Annotated in this window: 22 protein-coding genes; 3 read left to right on the top strand and 19 right to left on the bottom strand. The window is 42.9% G+C overall.

Translation table 11 applies throughout. The features are described from left to right. Positions 1–52: 52 nt before the first annotated feature. Genes P7J36_RS00100 through P7J36_RS00110 form a run of 3 tightly spaced genes read right to left on the bottom strand, consistent with a single transcriptional unit; the run spans position 53 to position 3,986 of the window. Positions 53–1,837: an ABC transporter ATP-binding protein gene (locus tag P7J36_RS00100; RefSeq protein ID WP_408550910.1), complete on the bottom strand. Its 1,785-nt coding sequence runs from the start codon at positions 1,835–1,837 to the stop codon at positions 53–55. After that, entirely contained in the window at positions 1,838–3,544 is a 1,707-nt protein-coding gene (locus P7J36_RS00105) for an ABC transporter ATP-binding protein (protein WP_408550909.1), read from the bottom strand. It lies immediately after the preceding gene. After that, entirely contained in the window at positions 3,537–3,986 is a 450-nt protein-coding gene (locus P7J36_RS00110; protein ID WP_398581547.1) for a MarR family winged helix-turn-helix transcriptional regulator, read from the bottom strand. Before P7J36_RS00110 ends, P7J36_RS00105 begins: the two co-directional genes overlap by 8 nt. Positions 3,987–4,206: 220 nt before the next feature. On the opposite strand from P7J36_RS00110, the gene P7J36_RS00115 reads away from it, so the two are divergent. Further along, the gene (locus P7J36_RS00115; RefSeq protein WP_408550908.1) at positions 4,207–5,223 is read left to right on the top strand and encodes an NAD(P)H-dependent glycerol-3-phosphate dehydrogenase; all 1,017 of its coding nucleotides are present in this window, start codon (positions 4,207–4,209) and stop codon (positions 5,221–5,223) included. Between the two features lie 44 nt (positions 5,224–5,267). Further along, positions 5,268–6,167, top strand: a complete 900-nt coding sequence (galU, locus tag P7J36_RS00120) for a UTP--glucose-1-phosphate uridylyltransferase GalU (RefSeq protein WP_004298345.1) — start codon at positions 5,268–5,270, stop codon at positions 6,165–6,167. 18 nt (positions 6,168–6,185) lie between these two features. Here galU and P7J36_RS00125 read toward each other — a convergent pair whose 3' ends face one another. From P7J36_RS00125 to P7J36_RS00160, 8 genes are all read right to left on the bottom strand, one after another. Further along, on the bottom strand, positions 6,186–6,863 hold the full coding sequence (locus tag P7J36_RS00125; protein WP_408550907.1) for a rhomboid family intramembrane serine protease: 678 nt from the start codon (positions 6,861–6,863) through the stop codon (positions 6,186–6,188). Beyond that, positions 6,847–7,389 (bottom strand): 5-formyltetrahydrofolate cyclo-ligase, encoded by a 543-nt coding sequence (locus P7J36_RS00130; protein ID WP_408550906.1) that lies wholly within the window; start codon positions 7,387–7,389, stop codon positions 6,847–6,849. Before P7J36_RS00130 ends, P7J36_RS00125 begins: the two co-directional genes overlap by 17 nt. A 41-nt stretch (positions 7,390–7,430) precedes the next feature. After that, positions 7,431–8,558, bottom strand: coding sequence for an N-acetyldiaminopimelate deacetylase (locus P7J36_RS00135; protein WP_408550905.1), 1,128 nt, complete (start codon positions 8,556–8,558; stop codon positions 7,431–7,433). A 9-nt stretch (positions 8,559–8,567) separates the two neighbouring features. Further along, positions 8,568–9,266, bottom strand: a complete 699-nt coding sequence (gene dapD / locus P7J36_RS00140) for a 2,3,4,5-tetrahydropyridine-2,6-dicarboxylate N-acetyltransferase (protein ID WP_408550904.1) — start codon at positions 9,264–9,266, stop codon at positions 8,568–8,570. A 110-nt stretch (positions 9,267–9,376) separates the two neighbouring features. Continuing rightward, positions 9,377–9,901, bottom strand: coding sequence for a hypothetical protein (locus P7J36_RS00145; protein WP_408550903.1), 525 nt, complete (start codon positions 9,899–9,901; stop codon positions 9,377–9,379). Between the two features lie 109 nt (positions 9,902–10,010). Further along, positions 10,011–10,751: a metallophosphoesterase gene (locus tag P7J36_RS00150; RefSeq protein WP_408550902.1), complete on the bottom strand. Its 741-nt coding sequence runs from the start codon at positions 10,749–10,751 to the stop codon at positions 10,011–10,013. Between the two features lie 70 nt (positions 10,752–10,821). Beyond that, entirely contained in the window at positions 10,822–12,171 is a 1,350-nt protein-coding gene (locus P7J36_RS00155; protein WP_408550901.1) for a glucose-6-phosphate isomerase, read from the bottom strand. 81 nt (positions 12,172–12,252) lie between these two features. After that, positions 12,253–12,795, bottom strand: coding sequence for a hypothetical protein (locus P7J36_RS00160; protein WP_408550900.1), 543 nt, complete (start codon positions 12,793–12,795; stop codon positions 12,253–12,255). Between the two features lie 789 nt (positions 12,796–13,584). Here P7J36_RS00160 and P7J36_RS00165 point away from each other — a divergent pair. Beyond that, entirely contained in the window at positions 13,585–13,773 is a 189-nt protein-coding gene (locus P7J36_RS00165; RefSeq protein WP_408550899.1) for a helix-turn-helix domain-containing protein, read from the top strand. A gap of 87 nt (positions 13,774–13,860) precedes the next feature. On the opposite strand, the gene P7J36_RS00170 is transcribed toward P7J36_RS00165, so the two are convergent. Genes P7J36_RS00170 through P7J36_RS00205 form a run of 8 tightly spaced genes read right to left on the bottom strand, consistent with a single transcriptional unit; the run spans position 13,861 to position 24,818 of the window. After that, positions 13,861–15,267: a peptidoglycan amidohydrolase family protein gene (locus P7J36_RS00170; protein ID WP_408550898.1), complete on the bottom strand. Its 1,407-nt coding sequence runs from the start codon at positions 15,265–15,267 to the stop codon at positions 13,861–13,863. 2 nt (positions 15,268–15,269) lie between these two features. Beyond that, complete coding sequence (locus P7J36_RS00175; protein WP_024402342.1) at positions 15,270–15,599, bottom strand: phage holin; 330 nt, start codon at positions 15,597–15,599, stop codon at positions 15,270–15,272. Between the two features lie 2 nt (positions 15,600–15,601). After that, positions 15,602–15,901, bottom strand: a complete 300-nt coding sequence (locus P7J36_RS00180; protein ID WP_029171103.1) for a hypothetical protein — start codon at positions 15,899–15,901, stop codon at positions 15,602–15,604. Positions 15,902–15,912: 11 nt separating this feature from the next. After that, positions 15,913–16,254 (bottom strand): hypothetical protein, encoded by a 342-nt coding sequence (locus tag P7J36_RS00185; protein WP_024402340.1) that lies wholly within the window; start codon positions 16,252–16,254, stop codon positions 15,913–15,915. Between the two features lie 2 nt (positions 16,255–16,256). After that, positions 16,257–16,487, bottom strand: coding sequence for a hypothetical protein (locus P7J36_RS00190; RefSeq protein ID WP_277847869.1), 231 nt, complete (start codon positions 16,485–16,487; stop codon positions 16,257–16,259). Positions 16,488–16,503: 16 nt separating this feature from the next. Then, the gene (locus P7J36_RS00195; protein ID WP_408550897.1) at positions 16,504–21,078 is read right to left on the bottom strand and encodes a phage tail spike protein; all 4,575 of its coding nucleotides are present in this window, start codon (positions 21,076–21,078) and stop codon (positions 16,504–16,506) included. Beyond that, positions 21,079–21,801, bottom strand: coding sequence for a phage tail protein (locus P7J36_RS00200; protein ID WP_408550896.1), 723 nt, complete (start codon positions 21,799–21,801; stop codon positions 21,079–21,081). 2 nt (positions 21,802–21,803) lie between these two features. Further along, positions 21,804–24,818, bottom strand: a complete 3,015-nt coding sequence (locus tag P7J36_RS00205; RefSeq protein WP_408550895.1) for a phage tail tape measure protein — start codon at positions 24,816–24,818, stop codon at positions 21,804–21,806. Positions 24,819–25,014: the final 196 nt, after the last annotated feature.

The raw sequence follows: 25,014 nt of genomic DNA on the forward strand, positions 1-25,014 counted from the left end.
CATCCTAAAAGTTTAAGGATTGTGGCCTGCTTATCTTGGCTGTTATTTTTTACTATTCAAACACAAACTGGTTGTGGTAGAGTTCGGCGTAGAAGCCGCCCTGTTTAAGGAGTTGGCTGTGGTTGCCCTGCTCGATGACCTTTCCGTCTTTGAGGACGATGATTTCATCCGCATTGAGAATGGTTTTGAGACGGTGGGCAATGACGAAGCTGGTCCGTCCTGCGATAATAGCCTCCATGGCCTTTTGGATTTTGGCTTCCGTTACGGTATCGACGTTTGACGTTGCTTCGTCCAAAATCAAGACCTGTGGATCTGTCAAGAGCGTACGAGCAATAGAAATCAGCTGTTTCTGACCTGTGGAGAAGACATTCTCATCATCGGTCACATAGGTTTCATAACCCTCTGGCAAGCTCATGATAAAGTCGTGAATACGGGTGGCACGAGCTGCGGTTTCCACCATTTCCTGCGAAATGCTCTCATCGCCAAAGCGGATATTGTCCGCAATGGTACCAGAGAAGAGGACTGACTCCTGCAAGACAATACCGACCTTATCCCGCAAACTATCCAAATCATATTCCCGAATATCGCGACCGTCAAAGGCCACGCTACCACCATTGACATCGTAGAAGCGGTTGATCAAGTTCATAATGGTAGTCTTACCAGACCCCGTCGGCCCAACGACCGCCACCATTTTGCCCTTAGGAGCTGAAATGGATACCTTGTCCAAGACCTTCTGACCTGGCAGGTAGCCAAAGTCGATGTCCTTAATTTCAACACCTTCTTTTAATTCGGTAAATAGCGGAGCGTTTTGCGGGCGGACTTCCTCAGGCTCATCAAACATTTCCTGGATACGATGAGCACCTGTGAAAGCCAACTGCAATTCTGCCCAGCTAGATGCAATCTGCATGATTGGCTGGTAATACTGTTGCGAATATTGAACAAAAGTCACGACCAGACCAAGTGCGGCAGCTGTTTCCAGCGAGCTATCATTTAGGACAATGCTGGAGCCTGCAAAGATAACAATGGCAGTATTAACCAAGCTCATTCCGTTCATAAATGGAAAGAGAATCCCACCAAACAAACGTCCCTTGAAAGTTGTGCGACGAACTTCTTCATTGAGCTCCAAGAAACCATCAATCGTCTCTTCCTGCACACCCTGTACAATAATCGCTTTTTGCCCTGAAATCTTCTCATCCATGTAGGCATTGAGTTTAGACACCGCAGCCTGTTGCTTATCAGTATATTTCCGTGACAGGCGAATGATAATCACTAGGGCAATCAAGGCAACTGGCGTAGATGCGATAGTTACCAAAGCCAAGCGAGTATCCTGACGGAACATCATGATAACCATACCGATGTAAAGAGCAATATTGGTCACTACCTGAGTCAAGGACTGGTTAAAAGCATTTTGGATATTGTCCAAATCACTGGTAAAACGAGAAAGAATATCCCCATCCTTGTGGCTGTCAAAGAAGGCAACTGTCAAGCGTTCCAACTTGCCAAACAAACCTTTTCGCATCCGGTTGGTCGAATGAGCCACGATACGCGTGAAAAGGAGGGTGTAAATCAAGGTTGATACCACAGTCGCCACATAGGCCAACAAGAGATTGAGCATAACCCCATTAAAATCAGCTAGGTCGGGCTTGAAATCTGACTGACCCATTTGCACCGAAGCAAAATAAGCCTGACCAATTTTCCCCATCTCTGCAATCGCATCTCCAAGGAAAACAGGTGTCTTAACCTGCAAATAAGTCGCCGTCACAATAGCTAGAAAAATCACAGCAAAGGACAGCTTATAGCGTTTAAAATAAAACCAGAAAAAACGTAAAGTCTTCATTTATTCATCCTTCCCTTTCTGTGTTTCGTAAATTTCTCGGTAGACGTCATTTGTCGCTACCAATTCTGCGTGTGTTCCTTGACCAATCAAGCGACCTTCATCAAGAACCAAGATCTTATCAGCTTTGACAACAGAAGAAATCTTCTGAGCAACGATGACCGTCGTTGTCCCCTTCAAATCATGGTTGAGGGCTTCTTGTACCAACTTCTCTGATTTGGCATCCAAGGCTGAGGTCGAATCATCTAGCACCAAGACTTTAGGATCACTAATCACCCCACGCGCAATGGACATCCGCTGTTTCTGACCACCTGAGAAGTTATTTCCACGTTCTTCTACTTGACTCTCATAGGTATCATCCAAGCGGTCGATAAATTCTTTGGCTTGGGCAATACCTGCGGCCCGCTCCAGACGTTGCAAATCAGCACCAGGTGCACCTTGACGCAGGTTGTCTGCAATGGTCCCTGAGAAGAGAATAGCTTTTTGCAAAACGATAGACACTGTATCTCTCAAGGTTTCCTGACTGATGTCTTTCAAATCACGTCCACCAATTGACACAGTCCCTTCCTGTGGATCAAACAAACGCGGAATGAGCTGAGCTAGTGTTGATTTACCCGCACCCGTTGCACCGACCACACCGACCATCTGACCAGACTCAATCTCAAAGGAGATATTTTTCAAGGTTGGCTCAGTGTCATGCGGATAGGTAAAGCTGACATTGTCAAAAACAATCCGACCATCCAAGTCCTCTTTTGCACCATCTTTAAAGGACATCGCTGGCTCTGTATCTAAAACCTCACTCAAACGTTTAATGGAAATAGCAGCACGTGAAGCCTGCATCCCCATAAAGCTAGTCATGATAATGGCAAACATGATTTGCATGAGGTAACTCATAAAGGAAGTAAAGCCCCCAACTGCTTCGATATTAGTGTCTAACATCCCTGAAACGAGATAAAGCGACACAAAAATCGCCATGTAGGAGATAAACATCATCAAAGGTTGCAAGATAGAAAAACCATAACCAATAAAGAGGTTAAGATCCAAAAGCTCATTGGATACTTCTTTAAATTTAGCGTATTGATTCTTCTCCTGTACAAAGGACTTAACCACACGAATCCCACGCAGGTTCTCCTTGGCAATACTGTTCATCCTGTCCATGAGGGACTGGAATTTACCAAAGCGCGGTCCCATCAAGCCCATCACGACTGCCATGATTCCCATGATGATGATGACCATGAGCACGATAATCCACCAAAGTTCTGGCAAAGTGCGCACCGCCATGATAAAGGCACCAACAAAGAGCAGAGGTACCCGCATCAAGATCGTAAAGAGCATCATAACAAGGTTTTGGATTTGATTGACGTCGTTGGTCATACGAACCACCAAATTCCCTGCATTAAATTCCTCTACATTGGCATAAGAAAAGCTCTGAATTTTCCGAAAGGTCTTCTCACGAATATCCGCAGATACTCCCTGAGAAATCTTAGCCGCCATGATGGTATTGGCCAGACCAGCCAAGAGACCAATTCCCGCAATCAGCAAGAGGAACTTACCGACACGGACAATCTCATCCTTATCATTAGCCAAAACAGCCGTCAATACATCCTGCAAATAACTTGGCTGCATCAAAGTCGTCGCTACAACAATAGAAGTCAGCAAGACTGATGCCAAGGCATACCATTTATAACGTAAAATGGCTTCTTTAAACATGTTTTTTCTCCTTATAATTTCTAATATTTTCTTTTAATTGATTGGCCACCTGTCTGATCAAATCAAATTCTTCCTTTTGAATACCTAAAAATAGAGAACGATCCATCTCCTCATGGAAATCTTTTAATGGCTCAATCTTGCTCCGCCCCTTCTCTGTCAAAACCAACTGCTTATAGCGTTTGTCAACTTGTGAAGGTATGACCTGGATAAAGCCGTTTTTCTCCATTCGCTTGACCAGGTTACTGGCCACTGATTTGCAAATACAAAGCTCTGCTTCTATGTCTTTGACAAAGGTCTCACCGTCTACCCGCTCCGACATAAAGAGCAAGACCCAACCCTGTGGCCCAGCTAAGTGCTCCACATCGTATTCCTTTGCAATCGTTTCACTGATTTGTTCAATCTGATTTAATAGATTCCGAAAATCTGCAATAGTATGTCCCATGATAGCTCCTTTCTACGAAATAATTACCATGAGAACTATTATAGTTCTCTTAGGAACTATTGTCAATTATTTCGTTTGCTCTTTTCTGAAAATATTTTGTTGTTTCAGCACCATTACTTACTCAAAAACTATAATATATATACTGTATAACTTATATAAGATTTTATGTATCAATTATGGTATAATATATCTAAATTACACCAACTAGAAAGGATTTTTTATGACCAAACAAACCATTGCCATCTTGGGACCCGGTTCATGGGGAACTGCATTGGCTCAAGTTCTCAACGATAACGGTCATACTGTCCGTATTTGGGGCAATGTCCCCGAACAAATCGACGAAATCAATAAAGAACATACAAATAAGCGCTATTTCAAGGATGTTATCCTAGATGAAAACATCAAAGGATATAAGGATTTGACTGAAGCCTTGGACGGTGTTGACGCGGTTCTTTTCGTTGTGCCAACCAAGGTAACACGCCTAGTTGCCAAGCAAGTCGCACAAGCTCTCAAACACAAGGTAGTTGTCATGCACGCTTCAAAAGGCTTAGAGCCTGATAGTCACAAGCGCTTGTCTGAGGTACTGGAGGAAGAAATTCCTGCTGAACTCCGTTCTGAAATCGTCGTGGTTTCAGGGCCAAGTCATGCAGAAGAGACTATCGTCCGTGATTTGACCTTGATTTCTGCAGCTTCAAAAGACTTGGAAACAGCCAGCTACGTCCAAAATCTTTTCAGCAACCACTACTTCCGACTTTATACAAATAATGATGTCATCGGTGTAGAAACAGCAGGTGCCCTTAAAAATATTATTGCTGTCGGCGCTGGCGCTTTACACGGACTTGGTTATGGTGATAATGCCAAGGCAGCTATTATCGCTCGCGGTTTGACAGAAATCACACGTCTAGGCGTTGCTATGGGCGCAAATCCTCTGACTTACAGCGGTCTTTCTGGTGTTGGTGATTTGATTGTTACCGGTACATCTGTCCACTCCCGCAACTGGAGAGCTGGAGATCAGCTCGGTCGCGGTGAAAAACTCGAAGATGTAGAACGCAATATGGGAATGGTGATTGAAGGTATTTCGACAACTAAGGCAGCCTATGAGTTGGCTCAAGAATTAGATGTTTACATGCCTATTACCCAAGCAATCTACAAGGTCATCTACCAAGGTGCAGGTATTGAAGATGCCATCAAAGAAATCATGACGGGTGAATTCCGCCATGAAAATGAATGGCATTGATTCTTATTAAACACAAAAAATAAATTATAAAGGATTACATACTTATGAAAAAAGTTAGAAAAGCCGTTATCCCAGCTGCAGGTTTGGGAACACGTTTCTTGCCTGCTACTAAGGCTCTTGCCAAAGAAATGTTGCCAATCGTTGACAAGCCAACCATCCAATTTATCGTTGAAGAAGCCCTCCGTTCAGGTATTGAAGATATTTTGGTGGTCACTGGTAAGTCAAAACGTTCTATCGAAGATCACTTTGATTCAAACTTTGAATTGGAATACAACCTCAAAGAAAAAGGCAAAAATGATTTGTTGAAACTGGTTGATGAGACAACAGGCATTCGACTACACTTCATTCGTCAAAGCCATCCACGTGGACTTGGTGATGCCGTTCTTCAAGCTAAAGCATTTGTCGGGAACGAGCCTTTTGTTGTCATGCTCGGCGATGACCTCATGGACATCACAGATACAAAAGCTGTCCCATTGACCAAGCAACTCATGAACGACTATGAAAAAACACATGCTTCAACCATTGCTGTTATGCCAGTTCCTCATGAAGAAGTTTCTGCATACGGTGTTATCGCTCCACAAGGTGAAGGTGTCAACGGTCTCTATAGTGTGGAAACCTTTGTGGAAAAACCAAAACCAGAAGATGCTCCTTCTGACCTTGCTATTATCGGACGCTACTTACTCACTCCTGAAATCTTTGAGATTTTAGAAAATCAAAAACCAGGTGCCGGGAACGAGATTCAATTGACAGATGCCATTGATACTCTGAACAAAACGCAACGTGTTTTCGCTCGTGAATTCAAAGGCAACCGTTACGATGTTGGGGATAAGTTCGGTTTCATGAAAACTTCTATCGACTACGCCCTCCAACACCCTCAAGTAAAAGATGATTTGAAACAATACTTAATCGATCTTGGTAAAAAATTAGATACAAAGAAAAACTAGCAATCGCTAGTTTTTTTCTTATATCAAATAAAATATTCCTAATAGCAAGGTAAGCAAGCCCAAATATCCAATGAAACTGAAAAAAATCTGTTTTCCTGTAAAGAGATCCTTTTCCACAAGAGGTGGAAGGAAAATCACAACCAAACAACCTCCAATAGCGCCTCCAATATGTCCTGCCATACTAATGGTTGGATTGAAAAGTCCTAAGACCAAGTTCAATCCCAAAAGGACCATGTAGCGTTGACCAAGAACCTGTAGATAAGGGCTGCGACTAAATTTCCTCAAGAGTGCCATAGCCGCAAAAAGACCAAAGAGCGAGGTCGATGCACCTGCACCAACCACATCTGGCGTAAAAAAGAGAACAAAAAGGTTGCCCATGATCCCAGACAAGAGATAGAGGAGAAAGAAGCGCCTTGAGCCAAACAGGCCTTCTAATTGATAACCCAAACCAAGCAAGGTAATACTGTTAAACAAGAAATGCTCCCAACCAATGTGGACAAAGATAGGGGAAATCAAGCGCCACAACTGACTCGGATCGTATCGTACCATTTCACCGTACATGCCACCAAATTCAAAAATCGTATAGGCTGTGGTGGTCTGCCCAAAGCGAAATACTTGTATCAATAGAAACACAAATGCCGTGACAGCCAACAAGCCATTGGTCACAGGATAGCGCTTATCAAAAAAGTTCTTCAAAAATCAACAACTCCTTTACTGGAATATCAAATACATCTGGTTCGAAATCATAGACTTGAAAGTCTGCCAAGATCGACACCGTTTTCCCCTGATAATCTGCTAGGTAGCGATCATAAAAACCGCCTCCATAGCCCACTCGAAAACCCGCTTGATTCCAAGCCAAACCAGGAACATGGATCAACTTAACCACAGACTTATCCACAGGTTGTGAATAAGTCCCAGGTTCCCAAACTCCAAACCTGGATTTCACCAAATCATCAGGATTATATTCTACAAAATCCATACGCCCTTGTGAATAGGTCTTAGGGATGAAAATCTGCTTGCCATCCTTTTGAGCCTGCTCAATCAGGTAAGAAGTGTCAAACTCATGGGGCATGGAAAGGTAGGTCCCCAGCGACTTTGTGCCTTGATAGACCTCAGAAGCAAGGAGCCTTTCTGTTAGTTGCTGACTCCATCTTGCTCGCTGGCTACTAGTCAGGTCTTTCAAACTCTGCAAGACCTCTTGCCGAATTTCTTTTTTATCCACAGAAACTCCTTTTCTTTCAGAAAAAGACTGGAAAACCCAGTCTAGTTCGCTTTCGTTTTCAAAAAATCGCTCAACTTATCCACAGCAAAGGGAAGCACTTCCTCTTTGGGGCTGAGACGTGGATTGTGAAGGGGATAAGGCGTATCCACACCCAACCAGAACATAACACCTGGAACCTTGTTGAGCAGGTAGCCGAAGTCCTCACCCGTCATGGCAGGTGGACAGTCAATCATCTCCACTCCGTCAATACCATCAAAGTAGGTCATCAGTTCATCAGCCAGCTGGGGATTGTTCTCCACAGGCAGATAGCCGCTCGGATTGAGTTCAATCTCCAGGTCCACTCCAAAGGACTGGGCAATCCCTTCTGCCACTTCCCGCACCCGTTTTTGCACCAAAAGACTCATGCTCTGGGTTAAAGCTCGAATAGTCCCATGCAAGAAGGCAGTTTCTGCGATAACATTATTGGTTGTTCCAGCATGCATAGACCCGAAGGTCACCACAGCCCCCTCAATAGGGTCGACGTTACGGCTGACCACCGACTGCACCTGAGTCACAAAGTAACTGGCCGCCACCAAGGCGTCATTGGCAGTATGGGGAAATGCTGCGTGGCCACCCTTTCCTGTAAACCGTATCTTAACTTCACAGGTCCCAGCAAAGAGGGTCGCACGGTTGGTGGCCATTTGACCGACTTTGAGGTCTGGTCGGACATGGAGCCCATAAAATTCATCGGGCAACCAATCCCCAAAGGCACCCGCTTCATACATAAGCATACCACCTGCTAGATTCTCCTCCGCAGGCTGAAACAAGAAGAGAAGATTATTTTTCGGTTGCTGCTCTGCCATTTTCTCCAAAAGCCCCAAGGCAATGGTCATGTGGAAATCATGTCCACAGGCGTGCATCCTGTCTGGGTGGAGGGACTTGAAGTCCAGGTCCGTTTCTTCCACGATAGGCAGGCCGTCAATATCTGCCCGCCAGCCAATGGTCTTTTCAGGTGCAGAACCTGTCAGATAGACCAGGATACCTGTCTTCCAGGTACGGACTTGGGCAAAAGAGCAATCTTCCAGCAAGTTCTCAATAGTTTCCATAAGAAAGGCGTGGGTCTTGAATTCCTCCATGCCCAGCTCTGGAATCTGGTGGAGGGCCCGGCGTGTCGCGATTAAATCTAGCATAGCTACCTCTTAGAGTGTCCGCAAAGCCTCTTCCAAGGCTGTTTTTTGTTGGGTTTGAGCGTCGATTTCCTTGATGATGCGGGCTGGCACACCTGCCACCACGACATTTTCAGGGACGTCTTGGGTCACAATAGCACCCGCTGCGACAACAGAGCCACTACCGATTTGCACGCCCTCGATAACAACGGCATTGGCACCGACCAAAACATTGTCGCCAACACGCACTGGCTCAGCCGAAGCTGGCTCGATGACACCTGCAAGAACCGCACCTGCACCGATGTGGCTGTTTTTACCAACCGTCGCACGACCACCAAGGATAGCACCCATGTCAATCATGGTACCTGGACCGATTTCCGCACCGATGTTGATGACCGCACCCATCATGATAACGGCATTATCACCGATTGTCACTTGGTCACGGATAATGGCACCTGGCTCGATACGGGCATTGATGTTACGTTTGTCTAGCAAAGGCACAGCCGAATTGCGGCCGTCTTGCTCAACCACGAAGTCTACATTTTCAGTCAAGTTTGCCAAAAGTGGCTCGACATCCTTCCAGTCACCGAAGAGGACATTGCCAAGTTTTGTCACCTCAGCAGGCACAGGGCCAGCCAATTCACCTTCAAAAGTCACTTTAACATTCGTTTTTTTCACAGCATTACCGATAAAGGCAATGATTTCTTGGGCAGTCATTTTTTGTGCAGTCATAATATTTCCAATCTATAAAATAATATTTTTTCTATTATATCAAAATTTTCTGAAAATTTGATGATGAAATATAAAAAAATTGAAAAAGAGGCTAAGTTAGCCTCCTAAATTTATTGTGGTAAATCAAATTTTACAATTGCTGGTTTTATATCTGTACTAAACTGGAACCCTGGTTTAACCTCTAACTCAGAAGTTCCCTCTTCATTTACTGCAAAGGCGGTTGTTGCACCTTCTATACTTCTACCAGGTGCGATTGTTTCGAGTATTGTTCCAACTGGGTAGCTTTCAGTCACTTTATTGTTTACATACAAATCCATATCTTCACCGACAACATAATCTTTATCTGTTAAGTTTGTCACATTATAAGTTACTAAAAGTACCTTATTGGCAACAATATCACTTACTGTATTTCGTTCGTCAGTCCATGCAATATTCGTAATTGTAATTTCCGCTACATCTTTAAAGACAATGGTATCTCCCACCTTATAGCTTGTATCGGATGCTTGTTCAGAGCTTGACTGTGCAACACTACTAGAGGTATCGGTAGTTTCTTTTTTACTTGGTTCTGTAGTTGAACATGCAGCAAGGGTTAGCACCGATAAGGCAGTTACTGCTAGGAATGTAATTTTTTTCATATAATCCTCCAAAAAATTTTACAATTCCATTATATATATATATATATCGGTTGTCAAGTAGAAAAATAAAAAAATTAGAAGTTTTACCTCCTAATTTTCATGTATTATCTTAATCTTCAATTTCTTTTCTGGGATTAACAGCTCCGACGATGTAATCTTGAACTAAACCTGTATCATCCAGCACAATCCCATGTAAAACTCCGCCGTAAACAGCTCCTCCGTCAATCCCCATTTTCCCATCTGGACTGGTCCAGATTTGGCTGATACGGAGCTTAGTTTGGTAGAGGTTATAAACAGGGGTATGCCCAAAGACAATCATTTTCCCTGTGGTATTTTCAGCCTCATGGAAAGGGGTACGTAACCAAACCTTATCATGATTATTGGTTTCACGCCAATCTGGTAAGGTTAGATCCACACCCGCATGAACAAAAATATAGTATTCGGTCTCCATATGATAGGGGCAAGATTTGACAAAATCAATCAGGTCCTCATATTGTTCCATCACTGCATTGGCATCCACCAGGCCATCTACCGGTGCATCCAAGGGACGCCCCAGTAAGGAATTGATGGTCGTATCCCCACCATTTCTCCGATAGTGGTCGTAGCGGTCAACCGGATCACGCAACCAGGCCAGAAACATCCGTTCATGATTGCCCATTAAGCAAATCGCACCCTTTTCCCGCACCAATTGCCAAACCAACTCCAAACAAGCTTTGGAATTTTCCCCGCGATCAATCAAATCACCCAGAAAAATCAACTGTTGTCGATTCTCGTTCCATTTCTTTAAAATATCAAGCAGGAGTTCAAACTTACCATGGACATCTCCTACTACAAAAAATTCTTTTTTCATATAGAATATTCTACCATATTTCTAAAGGAAAGAAAAACTGGCCGTTTCCGGTCAGTTTCATTCTATTACATTACAAACGTGCGTTCAATTCAGCACCGAGTTCTTCAAATCCTGGTTTGCCAAGAAGAGCGAACATATTTTTCTTGTAGGCTTCTACACCTGGTTGGTCAAATGGGTTGATTGCATTGAGGTAACCAGAGATCGCAATCGCCAACTCGAAGAAGTAGAAGGTATAACCAAGTGTGAACTCATCTTGTTGTGGAAGGGTCACAAACATGTTTGGTACGCCACCGTCTGTGTGGGCAAGAAGTACGCCGTCCGTTGCCTTTTTGTTTACAAAGTCAACATCCTTACCTTGCAAGTAACCAAGGCCATCAAGGTCTTCTGCCATTTCAGGAATCAAGATATTTTTTCTTGGTTTGTCAACACGAACCACTGTCTCAAAGATGTTGCGGTTTCCTTCTTGGATGAATTGTCCAAGAGAGTGCAAGTCTGTTGAGAAGTTAGCAGATGTTGGGTTGATACCTTTTTGGTCCTTACCTTCTGACTCACCTGCCAATTGTTTCCACCACTCGCTGAAGTATTGCAGTGATGGCTCGTAGTTAGCCAAGATTTCTGTTACATAGCCTTTTCTGTAAAGGATGTTACGAACAGCTGCATATTGGTATGCTTGGTTTTCAGCAATTTTATCAGATGTAAATGTCGTACGAGCTGCGTTTGCACCTTCCATAAGGGCATCAATGTCCGCACCAGCTGCCGCGATTGGCAAAAGACCAACTGCAGTCAAGACTGAGAAACGGCCACCGACATCATCAGGAACAACAAAGGTTTCCCAACCATTTGCGTCCGCTTCAACCTTAACAGCACCTTTTGCCTTGTCAGTTGTCGCATAGATACGCTTATTAGCTTCTTCTTGACCGTATTTCTTCACAAGCAATTCTTTGAAGACGCGGAAAGCAATGGCAGGCTCCGTTGTTGTACCTGATTTAGAAATCACGTTAACTGAGAAATCCTTGTCTGCCACGTAGTCTACCAAGTCAGCAAGGTAGCTTGATGAGATTGAGTTTCCAGCGTAAAGGATTTGTGGAGCTTTGCGCTCTTCACGTGTTTGCAAGTTTACAAAGGCATTGCTCAAGAAATCAATAGCTGCCTTAGCACCGAGGTAAGAACCACCGATACCGATAACTACCAAAACTTCACTTTCCTTTTGGATTTTAGCTGCAGCTTCCTTGATACGAGCAAACTCTTCTTTGTCGTAGTTTTCTGGCAAATCCAACCAGCCGATAAAGTCGTTACCAGGACCTGTTCCTTGACGAAGCATTTGGTCAGCTAGGGTAACTTGTGGTTGCATGTAGTCTACTTCTTGAGCTCCAACGAATTGGCCCAAGACTTTTGAATAATCAAATGTAATATGTGTCATGTTTTTCCTCCATTTATGTACCATAATATGATAACGCTTTATCAGTTTTTTTTCAAGGGATTTGTGAATTTTCATTTATTTTCATGAAATGGTTTGCGTAACTTGTTTATTTTTTGCAAAAATAGTGAAATTCTGAGGCGTTTCATAGTCTGCTAAAAACTGACCTGAACCCGTCACTGTCATCAGATTTGGCAAGATTTTTGATAATAAGTACAATGGCACCAGGGTAATATACCAGATCGTCATGACTTCAAAAATAAACTTACTATTATTACCTCGTTGAATATAACGTTGTCTGTATTCTTCTTTTAAAGATGGGTGCGGAATGTAGATATGAAACGGGACAGCGCCACGTACAAGCATAACCAACAGCATCCTTACTAGAAAATTCATCGCGACAAGGACCGTCTTCCCCTCCTCATGTAAAGCATAGGCTTTGTCCACGTAGATGTTTTTATAATTCTTATCTTTAATCGGTCGTGGAGTTGATTTTCTTTCTTCTTTATTCAAATGACGAACACTAGAATTATCATATTTGATATCCGACATTTCTAAATCTACAATTTGTGAAGATTGTTTGGCAAGTGTCGTTTTCCCCATACCTGGAAAAGCAAATACAAACATAGGCTTTCCTCCTTTTCCTCTATAGAATAGCAGAGCTAACAAAAAGTTTTCTTAAGAGGAAATCTATTTTACTCCTTTTTCCAAATATATCAATAGAAACTTTCAAAAATCAGTCCCTAGACGGAGATAAAAGTACCTGTTCAGGCAGTTGCCCCTATTTTGCCCCTATTTCTAAAAATAAGAAAAGGAAAACCCTCTGAAAGCTTGATTTCAAAGGGTTTTTAGACTGCACACAAAAAGAGCACACAACAATCGTTATTGATTACATATAATTACAAAACTCAGCAAAACATTACTGAATAAAGGTTTTTCAAGTAGCTTCATTACCAAAATATACAGAATTAAGCATAATTCTACAAGTGTTCTGCCCCTATTTTGCCCCTATATAGGCTTGTTATCAAATTATTTTAAAAAAGTTTGTAAAAACGCTTGACTACTATTATAATTAATAGTATAATAGATACATAAGGTAAGGGGAGGTTACCTTAGACAAGGAAACTAACAGAAAGGAGTAATAAATGTTTAGGTACTTAAAAAAGCCAATCAAGATAAAGAATAATAAAGTAGTCGTCAAACTCAATCTTATCATTCTAACTCTTGAATGGCACTTCGAATTGGATAGTGAGTAATCACTATCCACCCCTTCGGGGGTGTACTTAAATGTTATCAAAAAATGCTATGAAAGTAAAATACAAAGTAAATAAACACAGTTTTGACTGGAAAGCCTTCCTAGTGTGGTCATTGCTCATTGCATTGATACTCTGGTTGGTTTTCAAATAAGGAGTATTTATGATTAGGGTATTATCCAAGGAAGAAATGATGAACTTCTTCCAAACACATTCACGCTATCAAATTGCACAAGCCACAGGCATATCAGAGCAGACATTGGCAAACTATGTCAAAGGTCGAACTGACATTGGCGGCATGTCTTTTGATAAAGTGATAAAGATTACTGCATATTATCAGAGTTTGAAATAAGTAAATTCCGCTACAACAGACATTTTAAAAAATGTCCGTCACAATAGAAAATAGCCCCCAGCAATCGCTGAGGGCTTTGTTTGCGTATTAGATTGGTTTCTTCTCCAGTTTGTAAGTTTCGCCATTGATAATGACTTCGATACCTTCGACATTGATTTCGATATCGTCAGATTGATTGATATCTGTGACGATAGCAGTATCATACTTGGACAGTGATCCATTTTCCGACTCAATGGCTTTCAATCGGCTTGACGCTCCGACAATGTAGCTGTCAAATCCGCTAGCAGCATAATCATAGACTGCACCACCAACTTTAAACATTCCTTTGACGGCTTCTGAGAAAGTCTTGGCTCCTGATACTTTGTAAGAGCCACCAGCTCTAAGTAAATAGAACCAGTCTGTCAGGAAGTCATCTACGCTGGCATAGTGCATATAGTGACCGCCCTCATTTGATGGACGGGCAGAGCCTTGTGTGACTGTAACACCGCTTGGACGGTTGCCTTGACCTGTCCAGGTCATGCCGCCCCAGTTGTTGTCAGCTTTACCAACTGCTGAAGTTCCCCAAAGGCCCTCATAGTGCAAAATAGTCAGGGCATAGCTTGGCAAGATGTCATGCTTTTTACAGTTGTCCAAAATCTTGTCCAGCACCGCTTTTTTCAAGATAGCCCCATTGAAAGAGAGGTCACCCTCTTCTTTGCTTACTGTAGCTTTCCCAGTTGGCTCAGTTTGGCTTGTTTTGGTTGTCGTGGGCTGTTTTACCTCTTGAACCTTAGACGGCTCAGAAGGCTGTTTTTTGAGCAATTCCGTCACTCGTTTTTGAACTGCCTCATATTGACTACCGAGTGACTTTTTACGAGCTTCACCGTTGCCATGTTTACCAGCGATTACCTCTTGAGCCAGTTGATCAACATTCTTTTGATTAGTCGTAGCTTTGCCATTGATGACTGCCATGACAGCCTCATATTGATTGCCAAGAGCTGCTTTCCGCTGATCTCCGTTTCCGTATTTTCCAGCCAATGTTTCCTGCACCAAGGTTTCAAGGCTTTTACCCGATGTACTGGTTTGATTTGCCAAGCGGTACACGTAGCAATACATCCAACCACTAGCAGCAGCCGTCTGATTGTAGTTATCAACCGTAATGCCATTGCGAGCGTAGTTGCAGTGGATAATGTTGTCAGGGTCAATAAAGATACCAGTATGACCGCCAGCACCAGCAGACTGACCACGTCGGCCCCAGATGAAGATATCACCACGCTTGGCATCCCAGTCAGTATTTTCTGCAATTAGTTTGTAACCATTTTTGACTAGCCAATCATGCTCATATTCAGTATTGACCGCCCAACCTGCTGAGATAGCTCCAGCGGACATCAAAGCGTAATAAACAGAGCTAGAGCAGTCAAAAGAGTTCGGACCGTTCCGATAATCCATTGAGTAGGTCACACGTCCTTTGCGATCACTCATCCAACGTAGAGCAGTTTCAATATTCACTCCCATAGTTACTCCTTCCAGGCATTGTTCATTTGCTTAACAGCAGACTCTACAAAGACGGTCAAATCTTCATCCGTCATGTGGATGTTGTATTTGGTTAGTTCATTTAAAATAGCTTTTTTAGCTTCAGCAAGTTTGTCTTTGCCCTTAAAACCAGTTTCTGTAGAAACCTGTTCGACCGCATTGACTGCATTATAAGCCAAAATTTCAACGATTTTGATAGCCTTCTCGCCACCCTTCGCCACAATATAGCTCTTGATAGCACTAATAAGCGTACCTCCCAAAATTGTCAAAATTCCGAGGGCAGCACTGATAATGATTTCTGAAATGTTTGTCATGGTTATTCTCCTCTTTCAAAATTGTCCATGCGATCGTTCATTCGGACCAACTCTTTTTGCACATCTACCAAAGTGTCCGAAATTCTACCAAATTGTGTGTTAGTTGCATCTAAGTGAGCCAGCAATCGCTCTTCCCTCATTTTAGAGTCAGCTTTGGATTGGTCGTAAAATTCCATTAGTTTAGCTTCACGTCTGTTGGATGTCTTAATCAGATAACTAACAACAAGGAAAAATAAGATAATAAACAAAATAGCCCAAGCCACTTGGCTTTGAGCTATTCGTTCTGCGTGTTCAATAGGCAATAGAATTCCTCCTATTCTTTTGGCAATGTTGGATCTGTCCAGTCTGGGTTGCCGTTTTCGTCAAACTGCATAATATAGAACTCCTCATTGAAGAGATCAGCAACGTTGATTGTTGTTGTAGTCCCGCCCCATTGGTTAAAGGCCCATACAGTTTCAACTTCCACAAATTGACGACGGCCATTGACAATACCTGGTCGACGTTGGACATCACGGTACATATAAAAATCATTTGTCGCATTCTTGCAGCGAATAAATTCCCCATTGTCCTTCATGTACTGCAATGCAGTAGCGAGGTCAAATGGTTGAGTAGTTTCTTCGAGGTTAAGCAATGTGTTGTTTGTAGTTTCAGTCATGATTATTCTCCTTCAATGATTTCTGGTTTAGTTTGTTCGTCAAGTAGAGCTTCCAATTCGGATACTCGTTCTTGCAATTGATTGTTTTGCTGAGACAAGACCTGTTTATCTTGTTCAGCAGCTGTCAACTGGACAGCTAGCAGATTCTTAGTCGTTGACTCCTCTGCTAGCTTGCTTGTTAATTCATCGATCGTCAAGCGTAGAGCTTGGATGAGTTGTTGTTCTTGAGTCATAGTATTCCTTTCTAGTTTAGAATCCATTAGGGTAGTAAGTATAAGAATCAGCATTTGGACCTTTTGAGAAGTTTCCATTGAAAGCATTGAGAATGTCACGTAATGATGAATAGGTTCCATTTCCTTTCATAATCCACACATCTCCAACCTCAATTCGACTGTTCCGCTCTGCTGCTCTATTGTGAGGTGCAATTCTCAGACCAGAATCAAGAGTTCTCACATCCCAACCATCAGGGTTATCAAAAGCAGAGCTTGCCAATCTGATTTCATCTCCAACTAAGTCCAATGAATCTATATTTGCACCATTCCAAGCACGAATACCGACAAATCCACCGTCATTTGACGATTCAGAATTCCAACGGTTGGATCCAATTACGGTCACTCCTGCATTCCCTTTGCCAGAAACCGTACCTGTTGCAAACTTAACAAACTGGGTAGGATAGCCAGTTAAAACACGCTTGAGTGCTGCTTGGTCTGTGTAGTACATAATTTGACCAGCATTTAGGTTGACTTGCATTGCTCCGTTTGTTGCCGTCAGGATTCCGCCTGAAATCTGACTAGCAGACATGGTCACTGCTTGAACCTGGGTGATGAAAGCTGACTTGGTAAAGAGTTGTTTTAGATAAGCGTCATTGGCCATGAACTTAGTAAAGAAAGCTTGGTCAACCTTTAACTTGTCTGCTGTGATTGCTTGAGAGTCAATAACGTTTGCATTTAATTTAGCAAAGGTACCATCTGCAACAAAGAGCGTTCCAAATTTGCCGTCAATCGCTCGAATTTCATCAGCCAAGGTCTTGCCCTTCAAACGTATTTTAGCCGCTTCAAGCAAGAATAAATCAGATGACAGGTTGGCTTGAGATAAGATATCACCAGAACTGTTCAGGTTCTTAACAGCATAAGACCCAGCAAGCGTACTGACCTGTGTCTTGAGACCATTAGTACCAGACACTTCTGTGACTAGTCCTTTAGCCGTCTCAATCGCTTGATAAATGTCACCACCGCTTGAAATATACCGCTCAAATTTGCTTGCAGATTGGATTGCTTGCGATATGCTATCGCCATTGCCAATAAGCTGCTTATGAGCGTCTACGGTGTCTTTGACTGTATTAAACAATACTGTTGTTGGAAATGGCGCAATGTAAGGAGTCGCAACAATCCCTTCCTCAAGCTTAATATTTCGAATTCTAAATTTTTTACCAGTTTCTGAGGAATTACACACAAAATTGATGTAATTAAGGATATTAGCAGGTCTATTTAATACAACTGTATAACGCTTCGGTGTTTTGTTGATAAGTAAAGACTGGTCTGGTCTGCCAAAGTCCGTCTCAAGATAGGCAGTATTTGCGACTGTATCCACTAGGTAAGCCTCATAGCTCAACACATATTGTTTTTCTGACGGTTTTATATTATCCGAATAAAGCCAATGGAAGCCAGACCACTTATTTTTAATTGTAACCTCAATCCAACCATCATCAGATTGTACAAAGCTAGCACCTCCAGTTGCTATTAAATCACTAAAAACAACATCAAAAAGATTTTGATTGACTTCCGTCGGTATCAGACCTCTTGTTTCTGTAATCTGACGCTCAAAGCTACCAGCTGTCTCTTGCACAAGATTCTGCACAGTCGTTGATAATGCATAAGGCTGAAGGGCGCTATCAGTAATGTAGCCTCGACCTGTGATGTTGTTGTCTACCTGAGTTTTCGTTTGATACCCTTTATCTGTGATTGCTTTATCGACTTGTGTACTTGTCAGACGTTTGCTTATTTCGTTAGCATTTTGAGTGATTTTTGCACTTGCAGTATTGATTTTCCCGTCAAGCGTCTGCGTGGTTGATGTTAGCTCGGTCAATTTGCGGTCAACTGTATTTTGATAAGTCGCTAGATTTTGCTTGGCAGTGTCAGCGGTCGTCTTAATATCATTGAGTTTCAACGTTGTTCCGCGGACATTTTCGTCATAGGTAGACTTGACAACGTAGTTAGTAGCAATCGCGGTACGCTCGGCAGTTAACTGTCTCGCTGTCTCCTCCCGACTAGCCGTCAGATACTGCTCAGCTCTATCCCCTTCCGCATTCTTATAGATTTCTAAACTTTCCATCCTTGTCTTGATTGCATCAGCCGTCTGCTGGGCGTATGACTTAGCGTCCACAGCCTTGCTATCTGCTAGCTGGATTTGACGAGATAGCTCTGCACTAGATTCCTCAGCAGTACGCTTGTAGGTTGCGATTTCGGAGCGGAGGTCTTCTGGAGAAGCCTGCCAACCCAAATCGATATTTCCACGTCTGAGCGACACTTTTTCAAATTCCACTTCCCCGGTGAAATCTCTTGCATAGACATGAAAGTTAAGAGCACCTATCTGGCTTCGTGGCACATTTACTTTGAAAGTAGTGGTAAACTGTACAATTCCCCTATTATTTACTGTGTCCAAACGACTGGTTGTCAAGTATGTTGAACCAAACCATGTATTCGCACTATCATTCTTTCTACCATCTATATAAATTGCTAGATATGGATTTCTAGAACCAGCTACAAAATTGGTAACTTTAACTGAAATGGACGCGATATATACTTGATTGACGTCGTCATTAGCTGTCTGAGATTTTATACTTTGGTAAACAAGCTTAGCTTTATTAAACTCTCCTATAATTCGTGCTTTACCATCAACTATAGTCACTCCGTTTCCTTGCCATTGGTCCAAGTTTTCATTGAATGAACTATTGAGAAGAAGGTTGTCTTCTATCCGCAAACTCTCAAACCGCTCTGTTACACCATCAATCCCGCTTTGCAAGTCAGCGGTCTTACGATTGATACTATCAATCTGTCCAGTCTGAGCATTGACAGTTTGGGTTAGAGCCTCGTATTGGGTCCTCGTTTGGCTTAGAGTGTCCTCAACAGTCTTGGTCCGACTGGTAACACTAGCGATGTCTCCAGTTGCCTTGTCGACGGTTTTAGATAGTTCTGTGACTGTCGACCTCGTACCATCTGCCAGAGTCTCTACAGTCGTCACACGGCTAGTCAATGCTGTCTGTGCTTGGGCTTGTGCCAAAATCTTGCTTGCTTGTAAGTTGAGGTCATTTCGCAATGCTGTAGCACTCGCTTGGCTATCTCTAGCTTTCTGGTCAGCATTTGCTATTGCCGTCTGTAGCTCGGACTTAGCAGTATTTAACGCTTGACTAACCGTTGCAATCTGAGCCCGTGCATCTGCAATAGCTTCAGTCTTGACTTGATTAGCTCTAGCAATTGCGTTTGCTGCATCCGATTTGGCTTGGTTGGCAAGGGCTTCGACAGATTGAGCCTTGGCCAAGATATCAGCTATCTGCTGACTCTGACTTTGTTTAGTTGCCTGATACTCGTGTTCAAAAGTATCAAATTCCTGACTAATCTCAGTCTTTATCTGATCCGCATAGCGTTCAGCCACTGCCTTCGACTGCTCGATACCGTCGTTGATTTCCTCAACTCGCCTTTCAAACTCAGCGTCAAAGGCTTGGTTGGCATTTCTGACAGCTCGTTCAATGGCAACTTCTTGAGCGTTTGCATTTACTCCCAAAATCACATCAGCAGCATTAGACACGCCACTAGATGCACCAGAACCACCAACACTAGATTTGTCATCAAATGTGATAGAGATGTACTCTTCTGTCAAAGCGTTGTATTCGTAAGCAATGGCCTTCTTGTTAATATCAACGCTGTGCTTCCTGCTCTTGATGTTGACCGTGTCGCCCAGATGGATAACTTGACCATCAAGCTCATAGGCTTCAATCTCAATGGCATCGGATATCTTATCAATACCCTCATTCTTAAACTTAGCTTCAGCCCATTTTCTCAGCTCATCCACTGTCTTAGCGTTATTATTCTCATAATCTTTTTCGTTGATATATGGATAACTTCCAATAAGTGGACTATCAACTGTCACGGTGATGGTTGTTTCTTCCTCAGCACCGTCAGCCTTAAAAGTTGACTTAGCGTGTATCCTAGTGACCACGCTTTGAGAGTTCTTGGTCCGTTGATAAGACTTGAGGTTTTTATGTGTTGTGATAACTACCCCACGATCAGCCCCACGGCTACGCTTAATTGACATGGCAAAGTTATCACGGACAAGCTCGCCTTCCCATGTACCAACAATGCTGTGCTTGCCGTCCAGTAGGACTGAGTAAAGAGTCTCTGTTTCAGTCGTATTAAAGGTCCGACTATCCATGATGTCGCTTGTAAACGAAAAAGCCCCAAGATCCGTCTTGGCATTTTGGACCATTTGAGACAGAGCCATAGCACAGCCTTGGCCAACCACACTCACAGGCTTGATTGACCGTTGCATGACATCGTCAGTAATATGGTAGGCAGTGATGTCCAGACTATCATCATTTTCTACAGGCTTTTTTATCCTAAAAAGCTGTGGACCGAGGACAGGGGTTGGAGTCTTTATCAGCATATCTTCCTTGATAAGCTGATAGATACCTGTGTCCGTGATAGGATAGCGGACAGTCAAAGTAAAATCACCGTTGATTTCTTCTTTGACAATAGCAGAGCTCGCTTCATGCAATGGAATACCATTCCATTTTACTGTCTTGACATCCTTATCAAGTAAATAAAGCAACTATGCCCACCCCCAAACTGTTTCAAATTTTAATGATGTTATGCCTGGTCCCAAAACCACACCAACATTCTGTCCCTTAGCTGTGTCAATTGTGATAAAATCGCCAGACCACTTAATGAGCTTTCCAGTAACCGTCTTAAAGCTAGGATTGTCAGGATCATTGACCATCACAAGCGATTCTGAGAGCTTTTCAAGCTTAATGACTTGACTGCCAATCGTAAACGATGTCTCAGCAGCACTCTGACCGACCACTGTTATCTTCGGAAATGCCAAAGCAGACCCTTGCACCCTCAAAACCCCATTCCCAGTCACAGTCTGGGTGTCTGTGGTCTTAAAAAACTTAGTAGGGTGACAAGTGAAAGTTGCCTTGGTCACATAAAGACCAGGTTTCTCTTGTTCGACATCCGTGACACTGACCTTGTAGCACCAAAACTTAGTAGTCTTCACACGCTCATTCTCAAGCCAAAATTTTTCACGGATAAATAAGCTCATGAACTTATTTAACTGCTCCTCTGTTGGCTTAACAAGATAGATTGTGTAGGATTTTTCAATCAACCTACGGTGCTTGTTGGTCTGCACAATCGCTCCGCTGATGCCATCATGCTCCAACAGGTTAGTCTTGCTGTCTCCCAACGTGACAGAAGGGGGCTCATGCACAATCACTTTGAAAGGAAAAGACGATGTCTTCACACCGTCAATCACCAATTCATTATGTCTAATCATGTTTACCCTCCTCTCAATTGTGTTTTACGTTGTAGCTCATCTGCAATACGCTGAGCGACTTGATTGGCAATCTTCGTGATATCAGCTTCTTCACGGACAACATTGCCTGTGATAGTGATATTGATGGTTGGTGTGCTACCTCCCATTGTCTGAGCGATACCACGACCAATGGCTCCGAGCGTCTTATCATTAAGCGGTAAGATAGCTTCATTGCCTGCTTCACCACCAACCATGAGATTACTACCGTTCATGCCGAATGCTGTCGGCTTGGTTAAAATACCACCCTTTGCATACCATTCAATACCGATTTTTGGCACCCCACCTTTCAACCAATCCAAAGGGTTAGCTGAGCCAGAGATACTAAAATGTGGCAAAGGAATGTGTGGCCAACGGATTTGAAAGTTGAACAAGCCCTTGATAGCATTGATAGCATTTGAGACGGCATCTCTTGCACCGTTGATGGCATTGGAAATACTATTCTTGATACCGTTCCAGATGTTAGAAACTGTACTTGATATCCCGTTGAGGATATTACTTACAGTGCCTGAAATAGCATTCCAAATGTTTGAAATCGTTCCAGATATACCACTCATCACATTTCCGATATAAGATTGAATAGCGGATAGGATTGTCTGGACAATGCTCTGAATGCCATTCCAGACGGTTGAGAATACACCTTTTATCGTTTCCCAAGCACCTGACCAGTTCCCATTGATGATCTGCATGACTGCTGTGATAATGCCCAGGACAACGTTAATGGCTGTTTCAACAACAGTCTTGATAACTTCCCAAACAGTTGAGATGACCAATTGAATGTTGTTCCAACTAGCTTCAATAAGCGGACCAAGTATGCTCATGACAGTCTGAATGACGGATTGAATAGCATTCCAAATTGTCTCAGCGGTGGCTCGAATCAATTCCTGATTCTCTGTCCACCAGGCAGATAAGGTTCCCCAGATAGACATCACAAAATCAGATATTTGCTGAACAATCGTATTGATGACAGACATAATGGCATTCCATATCTCTGTAACAGCAGTTCTGAAACCTTCGTTATGTGTCCATAGCTCTTTAATAGCAATGATAAATATTGCTATTGCGGCTGCTACTCCAACAACCACAGCGACAATAGGTAAGAATGATGCTATTAGTCCAAGTATCGTTGTTTGAGCTGCCATTGCCGCCGCTTGTAGTGCTAGAAAAATTGGTAGTAATATTCCAATTGCGGTCATTACTAAACCAAACACTACAACAGCTTGTTTAATCGGCTCTGCTAACCCATTAAACCATTCAACCACGCTCTTCAATACATCAACTAACACTTCCATGATTGGAGCTAACACTTCTGATATAGCGTTCCCAATATCAGCCATGGCCAGTTTCGCTTCATTTTGAGCTGTGGTGAATCTATCTATCGGATCCAATGTTGCTTCGTACGTTGTACTGACAACTCCAGCAGCATTATCAGCTGTTCCTGCCAAGTTTTCAAAAGAAAAAGCCCCACGTTTAATGGCATCAACCATTCTAGGTGCAGCTTTCGTACCAAACACTTCTGAAGCTATTGTAAGAGCATCTGTTTCAGATGTACTGGATTTGATTTTATCAATGGTTTCAGCAAGTCCCTCTTTCATGGTCTTGCCGTCTTTGGCATAATTGACTGCTGCTTTCGATAGAGTACCTAATGCAGCGGACGAATCCACACCAGCTTGCTCAAATTGCCCAATCAGAGCAACACCCTCATCAAATTCCAGTCCAAGAGCTTTGATTTGTGGTGCTCCATCAGTCGCTTTCTTCATCAAGTCATCAACTGATACACCCGTCAACTGAGCAACATACGTTGTAGAGTCTAGGACATCGCTCAACCAATCAACCGAAAGCCCGTAGGCTTCTAAGGCTCGCTTAGAATTGACCGTGCTTGCTGCAACATCAGTACCATTGATTTCAGCAAATTTAATCATATCCTCTGCCGTTAATTGCAGAGCTTCACCCATCAACTGAAATTGAGTATTGACTTCACCAACAGCACTGCCAGCAGTTTCAAAATCCGTAGGAATTGAGGTCGCTATATTTTCAGCTATCCCAATCATCTCATCCAGAGCCTGTCCTGTTGTGCCAGTCTTAGTGATGATAGTGTCCATACCAGCATCGACTTCTCTGAAAGCTTCCAGTGCATTCTGCCCAAGCTCTATCAACTTGTCACTGACTTGACTGAGCTTATCACTGAAGTCCATGAGTAAGTCAGCTTTGAGTAGTTGGTTTGTTTCTGATAAGTCTGACTTAACACTAGCACTAGCACCAGTCATTCCATTCATTTCAGACTGCAACCCATTGAATGCTGCCTTGGTTTCGTTCAAGGATTTCTCTAGTTTGTTTGCTTCAGTGGAGTTCTCACCGTACTCCCTCTTTGTCAGTTCCAACTGTCGCTCAAGATTCGAGATCTGTTTTTCCACAATCTCGGATTGAGCAGCAATCTTCTTCTGAGCCAGGGCGACTTTTTCAGATTCAGAAGCGTTCTGACCGAGCTCACTCTCTTGTAGTTTGAAAGCACTAGTCACTTTGTCCATTTCGGATGCTAACTGACTCTGCTCACTCTGTAGGTTGTTCAGTTGGCTGACATTAGTTTCTACAGCTTGACCATTATTGGCCAGAGCTCTATTGACATTTTCAAGCTTATTCTCATAACCCTTGAGGACATTTTGAGTCGTTTCCAGTTCACGTTGGAAAGCACGGTACTGATCAGCTCCGATATCTCCATTCTGAAATTGCTTCTCAACCTGTGCTTGAGCTTGTCTCAGAGTTTCAAGCTTCTCCTTGGTATTGGACACCTGCTGTTGTAAGACTTCCTGTTTCTGGGTCAGCAAGGTTACATTGCCAGTATCAAACTTCAAGGCCTTATCAATCTGTCTCAGTTCCTTGGTTGCTTCAGTAGCATTTTTGTTGACATCTTTCAGAGCCTTCTGCAAGGGTTGCGTGTCGCCATCAATTTCAATCTTAATCCCTTTGATGTTACTTGCCATTTGTTTCCTCCTTTCTTTTTGAAGATTGCCGACCCACCCACCTCAAACGAAAAATAGCAGAGCTTACAAGCTCATCTATGACCGAAAGTCCACTTATTACAGGGAACTTGGCCTTAGAATCACTCTCTCAGCACTGCTAATTTCTTAAAAATTGTCAAAATCCTCTTGAGTAGCTTTTCTTTCGCCACCCTTATCT

The organism is Streptococcus suis, from assembly GCF_046032115.1.
Taxonomy (GTDB): domain Bacteria; phylum Bacillota; class Bacilli; order Lactobacillales; family Streptococcaceae; genus Streptococcus; species Streptococcus suis_AJ.

What these genes read in the sequence shown, in the direction of transcription:
- P7J36_RS00100 (WP_408550910.1), bottom strand. Translation starts at nt 1,837, where the DNA reads ATGAAGACTTTACGTTTTTTCTGGTTTTATTTTAAACGCTATAAGCTG.
- P7J36_RS00105 (WP_408550909.1), bottom strand. Translation starts at nt 3,544, where the DNA reads ATGTTTAAAGAAGCCATTTTACGTTATAAATGGTATGCCTTGGCATCA.
- P7J36_RS00110 (WP_398581547.1), bottom strand. Translation starts at nt 3,986, where the DNA reads ATGGGACATACTATTGCAGATTTTCGGAATCTATTAAATCAGATTGAA.
- P7J36_RS00115 (WP_408550908.1), top strand. Translation starts at nt 4,207, where the DNA reads ATGACCAAACAAACCATTGCCATCTTGGGACCCGGTTCATGGGGAACT.
- galU (WP_004298345.1), top strand. Translation starts at nt 5,268, where the DNA reads ATGAAAAAAGTTAGAAAAGCCGTTATCCCAGCTGCAGGTTTGGGAACA.
- P7J36_RS00135 (WP_408550905.1), bottom strand. Translation starts at nt 8,558, where the DNA reads ATGCTAGATTTAATCGCGACACGCCGGGCCCTCCACCAGATTCCAGAG.
- dapD (WP_408550904.1), bottom strand. Translation starts at nt 9,266, where the DNA reads ATGACTGCACAAAAAATGACTGCCCAAGAAATCATTGCCTTTATCGGT.
- P7J36_RS00145 (WP_408550903.1), bottom strand. Translation starts at nt 9,901, where the DNA reads ATGAAAAAAATTACATTCCTAGCAGTAACTGCCTTATCGGTGCTAACC.
- P7J36_RS00150 (WP_408550902.1), bottom strand. Translation starts at nt 10,751, where the DNA reads ATGAAAAAAGAATTTTTTGTAGTAGGAGATGTCCATGGTAAGTTTGAA.
- P7J36_RS00155 (WP_408550901.1), bottom strand. Translation starts at nt 12,171, where the DNA reads ATGACACATATTACATTTGATTATTCAAAAGTCTTGGGCCAATTCGTT.
- P7J36_RS00160 (WP_408550900.1), bottom strand. Translation starts at nt 12,795, where the DNA reads ATGTTTGTATTTGCTTTTCCAGGTATGGGGAAAACGACACTTGCCAAA.
- P7J36_RS00165 (WP_408550899.1), top strand. Translation starts at nt 13,585, where the DNA reads ATGATTAGGGTATTATCCAAGGAAGAAATGATGAACTTCTTCCAAACA.
- P7J36_RS00170 (WP_408550898.1), bottom strand. Translation starts at nt 15,267, where the DNA reads ATGGGAGTGAATATTGAAACTGCTCTACGTTGGATGAGTGATCGCAAA.
- P7J36_RS00175 (WP_024402342.1), bottom strand. Translation starts at nt 15,599, where the DNA reads ATGACAAACATTTCAGAAATCATTATCAGTGCTGCCCTCGGAATTTTG.
- P7J36_RS00185 (WP_024402340.1), bottom strand. Translation starts at nt 16,254, where the DNA reads ATGACTGAAACTACAAACAACACATTGCTTAACCTCGAAGAAACTACT.
- P7J36_RS00190 (WP_277847869.1), bottom strand. Translation starts at nt 16,487, where the DNA reads ATGACTCAAGAACAACAACTCATCCAAGCTCTACGCTTGACGATCGAT.
- P7J36_RS00200 (WP_408550896.1), bottom strand. Translation starts at nt 21,801, where the DNA reads ATGATTAGACATAATGAATTGGTGATTGACGGTGTGAAGACATCGTCT.
- P7J36_RS00205 (WP_408550895.1), bottom strand. Translation starts at nt 24,818, where the DNA reads ATGGCAAGTAACATCAAAGGGATTAAGATTGAAATTGATGGCGACACG.